This window comes from Legionella sainthelensi, from assembly GCF_900637685.1.
In the GTDB taxonomy this organism is placed as follows: Bacteria; Pseudomonadota; Gammaproteobacteria; order Legionellales; family Legionellaceae; genus Legionella; species Legionella sainthelensi.
Genome location: NZ_LR134388.1, coordinates 3655320 through 3668728, shown reverse-complemented (window position 1 = coordinate 3668728; position 13409 = coordinate 3655320). Strand labels below are relative to the sequence as shown.

The following is a 13409-nucleotide window of genomic DNA, read 5'->3' as shown; positions in this document are numbered from 1 at the left end:
AAAGTGCCCATTACTTATGGATGATGAGATAATTTCAACCCAATTATAGCAATGATGATTAAAGCAATGCAGCCAATTCTAATGAATGAAGTAGGTTCTCCTAGAACATAAATGCCATAAATAACAGCACCAACGGCCCCTATCCCTGTCCAAATTGCATAAGCAGTGCCAATGGGTAATGTTTTTAATGATTGAGCCAGGAATGCAAAACTTAACACCATGGCAAAAATGGTTATGAGCGAAGGATAAAGCTTGGAAAAACCTTCAGTATCTTTTAATTTTACGGCCCATACTACTTCCAAAATTCCTGCTAGAAATAAATAAAACCATGCCATGTTTGTTCCTTAACCTATGTGTATGATCTTTGGAGAAATACTATTATTTTTATGAATTCTATTTTTTCCAGGATAATTAGAATTCGACAAATCTCATTATATTTTTAGGTTTGTTGCCAGACAAAATAGCCTGCTTTTCTTCACTATCTACGCTCAATGGTTGAGTTTCAGTGTTAAAAAACCATGTGTAAATGCAATATCTGCATAAAAGCTCTATTTCACATGGGCGACCTAAAGCTAAGGAATAAGATATCACCTTGAATCATTATATGTAAGTCTATAAAAAAATTTTCGAAAATTATCCATTGGGTATCAACACTACAGTAGAGCTTTACTTCATAGTGGACGTGGGAAAGTCATTAACGGAATGCGAAAGACTCCGAGGTTTGGTGACGTTTGTTGCTGTTTTGGAACCGTAACTAAAACGCATTCTAATCAGCATGTCGATTGACTCAAGACACTGATTTTTGAAAAAAGTTGATCAAAATGTCTAATTTTTTTAATAATAAGTGTTATAATTTGCAGCATCCCCATCAAGATGAGTTTTATGTTGTATGGCTACAATTAAAGATCTTAAAGATGCTCTTGATCATTATTTATCAAACCCTCAGCTAAATAATCTTGCTCGATTTAATAGTATATTGACTGAATTATCAAAAAATGAGGTTCAGCGATCGGAACTAACATTATTGATGGAACAAGAAAAATGGCTGGTCCAATTGTCGCAAGCTCAAAAAGATGGTCGCGTAAAGTCTATCTTAGGGGTTTTTAAAAATCATGACTTTAAGATCCCAACAGAGGCGGTGGCAACACCACATTTGTTACCTTTTTATGTTCATCCCAAAAATAGGTCTGATTTAAGGCTTAAAGATTTTATCGACCATCCTCAGACGTCGACTTGGGATGACGTATATTCCGATCATAAACCACAACAAATTAGTTGTAGTACTGAAAAAGGCAATGCACTTGATTTAGTCACTTACAATGTAGCATTAACCGGTCCCTTAATGGTTAATAACATTCGTGATAAAGATAACACCGTGCAAAGCAGTTTGTGGAAGGGGGTTGTTGAGAAAAAATATAATCTTAAAAGCTTTCAAGAAGCAAACGAATCACAATGTAATGATGCCAGGCAAATTATGGGTCGAATGCATGCTGAGCGCGAGCAAAGACTGATTAAAACTTTAAAAAATCAAGCAATGTCCGGTAACCCAATTCTTTTACTACAGGAAACTACAGAAGATTTTGCTAATAGATTGAAAAAAGAATTAGGGGACGGTTGGGGAGTTAAATTTTCGGGTTCTGGTAAAAATATAGCCACTATATGGGATATGAGCAAGCTTGATTTAGCGGATGAACAAGCTGAAGAAAATCCTAAAAATAAAATTAGTTCCACAAATTTTATCTATCAAGGTGAGACTATTACTGTCTCCAATGGTCATATCCCTCATGCAACTACTGCTCTAGAAGGAGAGCCCGTTGTAATTGAAACGTTACTGGAATCTACAAATCATTTCTTTTGTGGTGATTTTAATCGCCGTCTTCCTCCTCTTGATGATGGGTTCCATCATAATGGTACAGTGAATAACAATTTTAATTCCCGTGAAGAATATGATTGTACGGATGGTGGATTTACATTTAAAAATGGGCAAATAGTTCGATTGGAATCACAAATTATCGATGAGCAAACAGGCCGTATTGCCAAACGGCACGACGTAACGGTCGCTGCTGCGCTGGCCAGTGATACTTTTCAGGAATGTATTTTTCCTGAAAATTATTATCTGGATGGATTCCATGAAAAAATTTCCAGATTGAGCATTGAGATGGACTCAATATCACTTGAGAAAAATATTTATAACGTGTCTCGAGTAATGATTAAGTCCAAAAATAATCTCACGAATCAACTTGCAAAAGAATTTCCTTACGTGGAGGGAACTAAAAATAGCGAGGGAGAATTTACTTACGTAATTTATACTAGCCCTTACGTGATGCAGGCTAAACTAATCAATGAACTGAATCAAAATCCAAATAAACCTATTGAGCCATTAATCAAAGCAACGAATCAAGCTCTAGACTCTAATTCAAATGCTTCTTTAAAGCTGCAAGCGCTTAATGATTTGAAATTGGCGACTGAGGCAATGGCTGCTTCAAAAAGTAAACAAAGCACTGGATTTAAAATATCTTCTGTGGTTGCGGCTGTTGCAACTGTAGCGCTAATTGCGTTAGCAATAGTCTTTTTGCCTCCTTTAGGTATTGCTGCTGGAGTGACTGCTTTAATTGCAGCTGGGCTTGGCGCAAAAGGGGTATCAGATGGCAAAAAAGCGAAGCAGATTACAGCGGCAATAACTGCTGGTGAACAGTTAGTCAACAAACAAATGGAACAAGAGAGGCAGCAACGGATGATGAAACCGCTAGACTCTGATTCTCCTTCTGCACGCAAAAAAGCAGAGGAGCAAATTAAAGCATCAAAAAATGAAAGACTGACATTGGCAACGGGAGTTTCTAATCAAGCCCAAATGATGCAGCAACTATTGGCGAAAGATAAGAAAATGTCTGTTTCTAAAGAAGAGAAGCTTGCTCGAATTCATGAAAAAACGAAGGGTGAGTTACGAAATGAGGGAGCTTCACCGGAGCGGATTGAAAATGCTTTAGCAAAATTTACTATGGATACTCCGGATCATTTGGTTAATTTGGCCTACCAATCTACTTTAAGTAATGTATCTAAACCAATATTTGATGCTTATGACAGTGACTCTGAAATGGATATGAGATGGCAAGCGCTCAGTAAAGAACAATGGGATAATATGTCCATACTCGAAGAGTATTTAGAGAGACAGGATTATAAGCAAGCCGCAGGTGTTTTAAAAAAACTTCCACCCGATGTCCGTCAAAATATAGGAATGTATTTTAAGCCGGGATCTGCGACTTTAGAATGTTTAAAACATGCAATGTTAGATAAAACATTTAGAGAAGCAAGAATCAGTAGAGATGTTCCCTTAGAGCGCGCGCAGCAGCAAGAGGATACTGCAGGAATAAATCTAAAACCAGAAGTGCCAGCAAACTCACCCAAGGGTTTAATTTAAACTAAAACTCAGGGTAACACTTCAGCTCTTGACGTCTTGCGGCTTGTCCGCAGGCGTCAGAAAGAGCTGTTTTGAGCAATAGATTTATATATTCACCAAGATTTGTGGATCTCGAGGACAAGCCGCTGGACGTTGTGTTTTGGACGATGAAGTGTCAACAGATCTTTAATTCATCGCTGTTTTTTAACCTGCTACTCAATAAAGAGGGATGTGCCAAACTGTTGCTTATTGTCTAAAAAGTTTTATCCACCCAAGCTTTTGTTTGTGGCGAGACCTTTTTAGTAAAGCAAGATCAAGAATTTTTTAATATCAGATCTTTTTAAAAATTCAATGAGTTCTTTTTTATTGCTGGTATGTGTGATGTCTTTTAATTTTTCCAATCGTTTTTCAACGGCTTTGACCGAAACATAACATGCTTTTGCGATTTGTTTGTAACTCAAACCTTGAAGTAAATAATATCCTGTATGTGCTAAAGTGTAATTCAGATCAAGTTGTTTTCCTGCTACATTAATTGAAATAGACTTGATTTGCGTATTTTCTATAAAGTAATCAATTTCACGATAAAATTCTTGCTGCTTTAGTGCATTTTTTATCATGCCTAAATCACGCAAAAAAATGGCATGATCCAATGCGGCCTCAATAATTTTTTTTGCCTTGTCTTTAAAATAAAGAATAAAGCGCTCTAAAATCTCTTGATGCTGTATGTAGAAGTTATTAATTCCATCATTGTAATTCATAGTAGCAAAGTTAAAGTGCTCTTCTTTTGAATCATAGCTCTTAATGAGGGTCACACCATGAGCGATATTAAAATTTTCTCGCGCATCTTTCAAAATGGTCATCAAAGGACTGTCTTTGGGAAGGCCGTCCCAGAGGATAAAATCATGTTCAGGCTGCATTACAGGAAGATAATTGACGTAATTTTTGTCTATACAATTTTTCAGCCATGCGTAATTATTGGTGAGCAGGATGAATTTATCCCCTACAGATAAACGATATGAAAAAAAAGTTAGGTCAAAAGACTCAAAGAGTGGTTGGGCAATTTTCTCGATAGCACGACAAATGGCTTGAAGATATTTCTCATTTGTCTTGCTAAAATATTTAGTACTCAATTAAGTTCTCAACGATTTTTAATTTAAAAATAGCATGAAATTAGAAATTAGCGCCATCCATAATCGCTACTGCCATACTCTTCTCCAACACCCACATTTTGAGTGTTAGGATTTGAGTTTTTTGCACAAGAGCCGAGAAGTAAGGTGGCTCCTAAAAAATAGATAATTACAGTAATTCTCTTAAATAATTTAATTGCAGTCATTGCTGTTCCTTGTTCCCAAACTAGCGCCATTGACGATCACTTCTCTAACTCTAAGAGAGAAAAAAAATTATGTTCTTAGGGTCAGAATACAACATAGCCAGATAAGCTTCAATTGCATAAATCCAAGCCCATCATGGGGAATAAGAACCGCACCCACGCTTTTGCTTAGAGTGTGCAAATATTTTGAGGAGGAGCAGATTAGTTTTTTAGAATAAGTTATAATAATAGATCTATAAAAACAATGCCTTAAGACATCTCTCTTAACAAGCAAGATATGATTCAATGACTATGAAAAACAGACGTAATGAAAAAACAATGCTGAACCTCATTGTCCAAGTAGCAAAAAATGATGAACGAATCAGAGCGGTGATTATGAACGGCTCAAGAGCAAGCCCATCTGCAAAAAAGGATATTTTTCAAGATTATGATATCGTATATTTAGTCACGGATGTGGTGTCAATTGTTGATGATAAAAATTGGATGAATCAATTTGGTGAGCGACTCATCATGCAAATGCCTGAGGAAATGGATGGAAACTGGCCTCAATCTAAAAATAAATATGTTTATTTAATGCAATTTAAGGATTGGAATAGAATAGATCTCACTTTATTGCACATCAATCAACTCAAAACGATGCCCCAGGATAGTCAAAGTATTTTATTGCTTGATAAAGATCAGTTAATTAATTCTTTTGATCCACCTTCAGATAATGATTATTTACCAAAACCGCCTACAGCAAAGGATTTTTTTGATTGTTGTAATGAATTTTTATGGGTCAGCACTTATGTAGCGAAGGGACTTTGGAGAAAACAGATCACCTACACAAAATATGTTTCAGAGCAGGTAGTAAAAGAAGAACTCATTCGGATGTTAATCTGGTATGTAGGAATTGAAACAGGTTTTAATAAATCGGTAGGTGTTTATGGAAAATACATTGAAAACTATCTTGAACCTAAAGTATGGCACGCATTTTTACAGACCTATGTTGATGCAGATTTAAAAAATATGTGGACTTCATTATTCAAAATGTGTGAATTGTTTTATGATTTGGCAAGCAAGGTTTCAAATTATTTTGATTTCTCTTTTAATCAAGAGGAATTTGAAAATGTGGTGGCCTATTTACATGAAGTCAAAAATAGCCTTTATCAACAGGAACAATCGCTAAATTGTAAAAAATAGTATCTATTTGATAGGTGTCGGTTAATTGATAATTAAAAGCAGTTGACAGCATGGAAAAAATGATTTACGTCTAGTCAATTCCTGCGGAACATTTATAAATATACGTTGAAAATAAGCGCCTTTAATTAGGAAAAACTAAGGGGGGCTGTTGACAATTTGATCCCGATCAAAGAGTGTCAATAAACCCTATAAATTCTAACTTTTAATGAGATCAACTCACTATGTACTTTATAAGACTCATATTTTTATTATCTGTGGTGAATATAGCGTTCGCAAGTCCCTGGTTTACTGGGCCTTTGCTCGCGCCAGCAGGTAAAACAATACCCCTGGGGCATGTTAATATTGAGCCTTATGGTTTTTTTACTGGCTATCCTAAAGGATATAGAAATGTTGAAGGGGTTCCAATTATTAGTGTGGGAATTGCGAGTTTTTTAGACTTACAAACCTCTATTCCTTATGATTATAGTTGGGTTAACGGAGTGCACGGGAATGGCATTGGTGACTACAGTTTAGCTTTAGGCATGCAGGTTTTGAGACAACAAGAAAACTCTTGGCTTCCTGATTTGCGTTTTGTGGTACAAGAAGTTTTTCCTACGGGACGTTACGAAAATTTAGATCCTAAGAAGCTGGGGACTGATCAGACGGGATTAGGTGCTTTTCAAACACTTTTTGGGTTTAATTTCCAAAAATTGATGCAATTAAAAAACGAGCATTATTTACGAACGCGATTGAGCTTGGTTGGCGTAAAATTCAGTGATGTTACTGTCCATGGTCCAAATGTTTTCGGTGGCGGCTCTAAGACCCAAGGTCGAGTAAAACTCAAAAATGCTTATTCTGTTGATGTTGCTATTGAATATACATTAACCCAAAATTGGGTACCTGTTTTTGAAGCTTTGTATGCACATAGCCCAGAAAGTCAATTTGAGGGTAACCCTGGATTCACTCCCGGAGGTACTGCAACGGCGGGTGTAGGAGGGGGGTCTAATGAACAAGTTTCATTGGCTCCTGCCCTTGAGTATAATTTTACCTCAAACTTAGGTGTTATTGGTGGCGTATGGTTTTCTGTAACTGGCCCTAATTCCTCTAAATTCGTATCTGCAGTTTTTGCGATTAACTATTTTATATAAAGTAAAGATCTCAGATGTGTTTGGAGCGGTTCTGACTGCATGCCGCGCTTTATCGCGGCGTTGGTTGCCTCTTGATAAGTGTGTTTTATCAAAATAAAATCGCACATTCTGCAAATTTATTTGCTTCATATGCTAAATTTAGCATAATGAATTATTTTTTGTTTTAAGAGTTTTATGGCCTCAAAATTACTGACACTCAGCTTATTAGAAGATCTGGTTCGCATTGCTGCATTAAACCAGGAAGGTAAAACGGCGGATTACATTCCCGAACTTGCCAATGTGAATCAAGAATTGACAGCGATTGCTGTGCAACCAATCGGCAAAGAATATCTTTCTTATAGTAATAGCACGCTTCATCCCGTAACGTTGCAAAGTACAGCCAAAATGATCCCATTGATAGGGCTCCTTGAGGAATATGGTGAGCAGCAATTGTTTGAATGGGTCAAAGTTGAACCCTCTGGTGATGATTTCGCTTCAATTACTCGCTTAGAACAATTCGGTCCTAAACCATCAAATCCTATGTTGAATGCCGGAGCTATCACTTTATGTTCTCACATTCCTGGCAATGGCGAGCAACAATTTCGATGGTTAGAGAATTGGGTGCGAAAATTATTTAATCAACGCCTGAGCATTAATCCGTTGGTTTTTGCCTCAGAAAAACGAACTGGTGATCGTAACCGCGCACTAGCGTATATTTTAAAGAGCCGAAATAATCTTGGTGCTGATATTCAGGAAACATTAGATTTGTATTTCACTCTATGTTCTTATGAAGCAAAGTTAGAGCAAATGCTATTCTTACCTACTTTGCTCGCGAATGGGGGAGTGAATTTTGAGAGTGGCGAGCAAATTATTTCTGCTGAAACGTGTAAGATTGCTTTGGCCATAATGGCAACTTGTGGCTTATATGACGAAACGGGTACTCATATGGTCAAAACTGGGATGCCTGCTAAAAGCGGGGTGTCTGGCTATACGATTGCAGTTGTACCTGGAAAAGCGGGTATTGTGGTATTAAGTCCAAAAGTTAATGCGAAAGGAAATAGCATCCGGGGTGAAATTATGTTGGAAGGTTTATCTAGGGCATTGAATTGGCATTTTGCCTTGCCTTAATTACTTGATGGGTTATTTGGAGCCCCTTTCTTTTGGACTAAGTAGGTACTGCCTCAATTACTAGCCCCAGGAAAATCCGCGGGGCGTAGTAAAAGAGCTGATCAAGAGACGGCTCTTTTGAGGAAGGCTCCTCAGTTGAGCTGGTAGCGCGACTCTTAAATTGCCATGTAATGCTCTGAAGGAGTAGAGTCTAATGCATCGGATATTAATGCGACAGGATATGTGACAAACATTGATGCGAGCGCAAGGCTGATGCCAAATGAAGCAATTGCAAATGTTATCGAGGTAATAGCTGGTAAAATCGGAACAACTGTTGATAAAAAGAGACACACACCGATTCCTAAAATAAGTTCTTCTTCTTTTGGCTTAGAATCAATGAAAGCGCCCATGGTCAATAAATAAGGATATATGGCTACTTCGCCACATTTCAAAAAGAAAGAACCATAAAAACGGGTTAATGATTTAGTTGCGGACATAAATATTTCTCCAAGGCTTTTGTTTCGGCGCCAGTATACTTATCAATTATTAAGAAAATATTAGGTAAAATCTCCTTTATTTTCAAATTTTTTTCCTTAATTTAATGGCAGTACGGTATCTGGGGAGTAAATGTAAACAAACCCTAATAAAGATGCCTCAATCTTTACAAATCCTGATTTATGTACTTTAATATTTTTAAGGGAATACAAAGTCCATCTTTGTAAAGGTTAATAGCGATGAGAGCCAAAATACTCATTTTGCGCTTAGAGCCTTCTTAAAAAAGGAATTGAATGATGCACTTACTCTTACTTATTATATTAATTTTACTTTTAATCGGTTTGCTGCCTAGATGGCCCTATAGCAGAGAATGGGGATATTATCCAAGCGGTGGAGTGGGTTTACTGCTTCTGATTCTAATTATCTTGTTACTGGTTTGAGCTTAATTTCTAAATAGTACAAGAATTAGAAAAAACAGATTGATAATTATTTTAGTTATTATCCCTTCAAGACTTTTAACTTTTGGGGTAATGATTTGTCAAATTTTATACAAATAGATCTACAATAAAAAGTGAGACAAATAAAAATGATCTCATATTCTTATTTTCCATAAGCTGTTTCTTTTGTTCTGTCTTACGTAAGCTTAGATAGCTCTAATTTGTGATAAGGAGATAATGATGAAAAGGATATTACTGGCTTTATTAACATTATTTATTTTTTCAACCTCAAACGCAGTAGGTGGTGCTGGAGGTGCGGGTGGCGCAGGTGGTGGAGGTGGGGTCGGCGGTAGTTCTGGAAATGGAGCTGGAACTGGCGTGAATGGTGGGGCTGGGACTGGTGTAGATAATGGAACAGGAAGTGGTGTTGATAACGAACCTGGAGCCGGTGGGAATAGCGGAACAGGAACTGGTGGTGGTACTGGAACTAACCAATAAACTGGAAAAAACGATTAAAAATATATCTGAGGACAAGGTTAAAGTACCTGCCTCAGATATTGTATTGATTTAGCCGATAAATGGGCAAGTGTCAGTTTGTATGTGTTTACACCTTATGTACCGAAAATTTTATTTAGCGCAACCCAAATTCAACTCCACCTATTCACCGAGAAACAAGCCAAACTTCTGAATAGATAAGTTCGTTTTATCCTCAAGATGACTTTCGGTTTAGAATAATCATTTTTTCTTGCGACATATCCTTCATGGTTGAGGGTATTCCTCCGATCCCATAACCTGATTGATTTAATCCAGCAAAAGGCATCCAGTCGGTCCGAAAAGCAGTGTGATCATTAATAAGCACTGCAGAGGCATTTAGCCCTTCTGCTGCTCTAAGTGCAGGCGCTAAATTCTCAGAAAATACACTAGCCTGGAAAGCAAAAGGTAATGAATTTGCGACACTGATGGCATGATCGAGATTATCATATTCGTAAACACAGGTTACTGGGCCAAAAATTTCTAATTGCGATACTTTAGTGTCCGCAGGGGGATTGAATAATACGGCGGGTATTAGCGTTGTTTCAGAAAGACGTCCGCCACCAAATAATTGAGCTCCTTTTTCTACTGCTTCATCGATCCATGAAAGAACCCGATCTGTTTCACGTGGATGAATAAGGGGTCCAACATCAGTTTCCTTTAATTGAGGATCTCCAACGCGTAATTTCTTGATCTGCTTAATAAACTCATCCATGAATGAGGAGACAATTTCTTGGTGTACAAAAATCCTCTGTACCGAAACACACACTTGGCCTGCGTGGTAATATCCGCCTTTGACTAGTGATGGAATCGTTTGATACAAGTGAGCACTGCGATCCACAATCACTGGTGCTGCCCCTCCATGTTCCAAAGCACAGCGAGTTCCCGGGGCAAGTTTACTGCGTAAGTACCAACCTACTTTAGCAGAACCAATAAAGCTTAAAAATGAGATACGTTTATCGATTACTAATTGCTCTGATAAATTATTGTCGTCTGTAATAAGCGTTTGACACCAGGGTTCTTCAAGGCCAGCCTGTCGTAATAACTTAACAAATTCTAAACAGGATAAGGGCGTTGGTGCAGCAGGTTTAATGATCACCGGGCATCCTACTGCAATTGCTGGAGCTATTTGATGCACAATGAGATTTAATGGATGATTAAAAGCGGAAATAGCAGCGACAACGCCAATGGGTTCTTTGATTGTAAAAGCCCAGCGATGCTCGCTTGCAGGCGTTAGCCCCATAGGAATTTCTTTACCAGCAAAGTGGCGTAATTCGTCAGCGGCATTATTGATGCCATCAACAGCACGAGACACTTCAATTGCTGCATCAGTAATTGGTTTTCCCCCTTCTTGAGCAATCATTTTTGCGAATCGTTCCTGCTGAGATGCTAATAATTGAGCAGTATGCCTTAATATTTTTATTCGCTCATGCGGCTTGAGCCAGTCATCTCGATTTTTTAGCGCCGACATAGCCGTATTAAGTTTTACTTCAAGGGCTTGAGCATCATCAGTAGGAATTTCGATGATTAATGAGCGGTCAAAAGCGTGCACTATTTGCAGAGTTTTTTTCATCATCATTCCTATTTAGCAGGTGGTAGTCGTTGTTGCAATTCATCTACAAGAACACGTTTATTTTCTGAATAATCAATTGGGAAAACAATAAGATGAACTCCTCCAGTAGTGAATGCATTTTCAAGAATGGATTGAAAGCTTTCAATGGTTTCGACTCTTGTTCCACGTGCTCCATAGGATTCAGCATATTTGATTAAATCAGGATTGCTAAACGTCATACCAAAATCTGGAAAATGATCCACGGCTTGTTTCCAGCGGATCATGCCAAATGCATTGTCTTCTATAACGAGCACCACTAAGTTTAATTTAAGTCGCACCGCGGTTTCTAATTCCTGGCTGTTCATCATAAAACCACCGTCACCACAAACAGCCATCACGCGACGATTAGGATATAACAGAGAAGCCATAATTGCTGAAGGAAGGCCAGCTCCCATCGTTGCTAGCGCATTATCGAGCAAAATGGTATTGGCCATTTGCGTGCGATAATTTCGAGCAAACCAAATTTTATACATGCCATTGTCCAGTGCAAGAATTCCATCATGGGGCATTACCTGTCGGACATCATGTACCATTCGTTGGGGGGTAAATCGATTTTCAGTAGCCCGGGCTGCAATGTTACTCAAAATACCTTCCCGTAAAGGAAGAAGCGCCTTTGCATGAGGAATTTTTCCTTCAACTTTATCTGCGAGTAATTTCAATGATGGACCTATATCACCAATAACTTCTGCTTGTGGAAAATACACTTGTTCCACGGTAGCTGTTTGATATCCTACATGGATTACTTTAAGGTTTGATTGTTCCATGATGAAAGGAGGTTTTTCTACGGTACTGTGTCCAATCGTAATAATGAGATCTGCTTTTTCTATGGCTTCATGCACATAATCTCGAGCGGAGAGTGCTGCAGTGCCCATGTATAATTCTGTTGCTCCAGAAACAGTTCCTTTACCCATTTGCGTCGTAAAATAGGGTAGTTGGGTACGCACAATAAATTCGGCAAGAGCATTAGTTGCTCTTGGTCGTGAAGCTACAGCACCGAGCATGACTAAAGGGTGTTTAGCCTGCATAATCATTTCCGCGGCGCGATTTAGGGCTTTCTCGCTCGCGATGGGGTATTCAATCGGATGAGGTGGAATGAGGGGAATTTTTTACTTTTCTCCGCAGCAATGTCTTCAGGAAGTTCTAAATGAACTGGACCTGGGCTTTCCTCTTGCGCGAGATGAAACGCTTCTCGCACTAGGGTAGGAATCATAGACGGCGAGATAATTTGACGCGACATTTTAGTCAGCGGTTGCATTGTCGCTACCGTATTCACCATCTGAAAACGTGCCTGATGCGAGGATAATACCCCTTTTTGTCCGGTAATCATGATCATTGGCATCCCACCAAGTAGGGCATAAGCGGCTCCGGTTGTAAGATTAAGAGCGCCAGGACCAAGTGTAGTGATACAGACACCTGGCTTTCCTGTTAACCTCCCATAGGTTGCCGCCATAAAAGCCGCTGCTTGTTCATGTCGCGTTAACACGAGTTTGATTGAAGAATTGCGAAGTGCTTCGACTACGTCAAGATTTTCCTCACCAGGAATTCCAAAAATATGTTCTACGCCTTCGTTTTCCAGGGCCGCGATGAGGAGTTCAGAACCTTTGATCATCTCTATATTCCTTATGTATTGCATAAATATTCCATATTTCAATAGTATAACTAAAACTTTCTACCTATGCTCTTTATGGGGTTAATTAATGGTGAATTTTTATAGATTCAGTTATCCTTATTAAAAGAAATATAGGATAAGGACAGGTCTTATGAAATGTGTTGTTTTTTCATTGCTATTGGTGTTTGCTGGTGGAGCAATAGCTCAGGCGTCGCAAAAATCTGTCATATGCCACATGAAAGGCATCCAAGATCCACTCTCTTTTGGCGTCCCCGGTAAAATGGGCGATTTCCCTAAAGTTGATTTTGCTTATCCAGTGAATGTAACACGGTTTAGTATGAGAGGGGGTAATTTACTCTTAGTCGCTATGGACGAAGATGAACGCGATCGCCCGAGAATTTTCATTTCCGCTCAATTTAACCAACACAAGCAAACTTATATTGGGCAATTTATGACAGATTTGGGTGGCAATCAATTGCAATTAGATAACGGCTCAGTTTCTTGCATATTAAAGTAATATTTATTAGGAGCACTGGGGGCTATTGAATGTATGCGGCAAGATAAAATTTCTTGCAAGATTTGTTGCTTTTGCGGAAGATGTCG

The 13409-nt window shown here is 38.4% G+C and carries 14 protein-coding genes; 7 read left to right on the top strand and 7 right to left on the bottom strand.

Annotated features, from left to right (window positions below; genetic code table 11):
* Positions 1 to 14: 14 nt before the first annotated feature.
* The gene (gene sugE, locus EL220_RS16035) at positions 15 to 335 is read right to left on the bottom strand and encodes a quaternary ammonium compound efflux SMR transporter SugE (protein ID WP_027271897.1); all 321 of its coding nucleotides are present in this window, start codon (positions 333 to 335) and stop codon (positions 15 to 17) included.
* A 554-nt stretch (positions 336 to 889) separates the two neighbouring features.
* Between sugE and EL220_RS16030 the strand changes: the two genes are divergently transcribed.
* A complete protein-coding gene (locus tag EL220_RS16030; protein WP_027271898.1) occupies positions 890 to 3418 on the top strand; it encodes an exonuclease/endonuclease/phosphatase family protein in 2529 nt (842 codons plus the stop codon).
* A 278-nt stretch (positions 3419 to 3696) separates the two neighbouring features.
* Here the strand turns inward: EL220_RS16030 and EL220_RS16025 are convergent, their stop codons facing one another.
* Both EL220_RS16025 and EL220_RS16020 read right to left on the bottom strand, forming a co-directional pair.
* Positions 3697 to 4527: a helix-turn-helix transcriptional regulator gene (locus tag EL220_RS16025; protein WP_128130942.1), complete on the bottom strand. Its 831-nt coding sequence runs from the start codon at positions 4525 to 4527 to the stop codon at positions 3697 to 3699.
* A gap of 47 nt (positions 4528 to 4574) precedes the next feature.
* Entirely contained in the window at positions 4575 to 4760 is a 186-nt protein-coding gene (locus EL220_RS16020) for a hypothetical protein (RefSeq protein WP_027271900.1), read from the bottom strand.
* A gap of 258 nt (positions 4761 to 5018) precedes the next feature.
* Here EL220_RS16020 and EL220_RS16015 point away from each other — a divergent pair, with 258 nt between their 5' ends.
* The 3 genes from EL220_RS16015 to glsA all read left to right on the top strand — a co-directional run bounded on the left by EL220_RS16015 (position 5019) and on the right by glsA (position 8143).
* Positions 5019 to 5909, top strand: a complete 891-nt coding sequence (locus EL220_RS16015; protein ID WP_035906360.1) for an aminoglycoside 6-adenylyltransferase — start codon at positions 5019 to 5021, stop codon at positions 5907 to 5909.
* A gap of 221 nt (positions 5910 to 6130) precedes the next feature.
* On the top strand, positions 6131 to 7036 hold the full coding sequence (locus EL220_RS16010) for a hypothetical protein (protein ID WP_027271902.1): 906 nt from the start codon (positions 6131 to 6133) through the stop codon (positions 7034 to 7036).
* Positions 7037 to 7210: 174 nt separating this feature from the next.
* Entirely contained in the window at positions 7211 to 8143 is a 933-nt protein-coding gene (gene glsA, locus EL220_RS16005; RefSeq protein ID WP_027271903.1) for a glutaminase A, read from the top strand.
* 155 nt (positions 8144 to 8298) lie between these two features.
* Here the strand turns inward: glsA and EL220_RS16000 are convergent, their stop codons facing one another.
* The gene (locus EL220_RS16000; protein ID WP_027271904.1) at positions 8299 to 8619 is read right to left on the bottom strand and encodes a hypothetical protein; all 321 of its coding nucleotides are present in this window, start codon (positions 8617 to 8619) and stop codon (positions 8299 to 8301) included.
* Positions 8620 to 8910: 291 nt separating this feature from the next.
* Here EL220_RS16000 and EL220_RS15995 point away from each other — a divergent pair, with 291 nt between their 5' ends.
* Entirely contained in the window at positions 8911 to 9057 is a 147-nt protein-coding gene (locus EL220_RS15995) for a DUF3309 family protein (protein ID WP_164480584.1), read from the top strand.
* Positions 9058 to 9291: 234 nt separating this feature from the next.
* Positions 9292 to 9552, top strand: coding sequence for a hypothetical protein (locus tag EL220_RS15990; RefSeq protein WP_128130941.1), 261 nt, complete (start codon positions 9292 to 9294; stop codon positions 9550 to 9552).
* Between the two features lie 211 nt (positions 9553 to 9763).
* Here the strand turns inward: EL220_RS15990 and EL220_RS15985 are convergent, their stop codons facing one another.
* The 3 genes from EL220_RS15985 to EL220_RS19305 are packed head-to-tail and all read right to left on the bottom strand — an operon-like array spanning position 9764 to position 12806.
* Entirely contained in the window at positions 9764 to 11158 is a 1395-nt protein-coding gene (locus EL220_RS15985) for an aldehyde dehydrogenase family protein (RefSeq protein ID WP_027271906.1), read from the bottom strand.
* 8 nt (positions 11159 to 11166) lie between these two features.
* Complete coding sequence (locus EL220_RS15980) at positions 11167 to 12264, bottom strand: acetolactate synthase large subunit (RefSeq protein ID WP_232002761.1); 1098 nt, start codon at positions 12262 to 12264, stop codon at positions 11167 to 11169.
* Positions 12243 to 12806, bottom strand: a complete 564-nt coding sequence (locus tag EL220_RS19305; RefSeq protein ID WP_232002508.1) for a thiamine pyrophosphate-binding protein — start codon at positions 12804 to 12806, stop codon at positions 12243 to 12245. Before EL220_RS19305 ends, EL220_RS15980 begins: the two co-directional genes overlap by 22 nt.
* 151 nt (positions 12807 to 12957) lie before the next feature.
* Between EL220_RS19305 and EL220_RS15975 the strand changes: the two genes are divergently transcribed.
* Positions 12958 to 13323, top strand: coding sequence for a hypothetical protein (locus tag EL220_RS15975; RefSeq protein ID WP_027271908.1), 366 nt, complete (start codon positions 12958 to 12960; stop codon positions 13321 to 13323).
* The last annotated feature ends 86 nt before the right edge of the window (positions 13324 to 13409 follow it).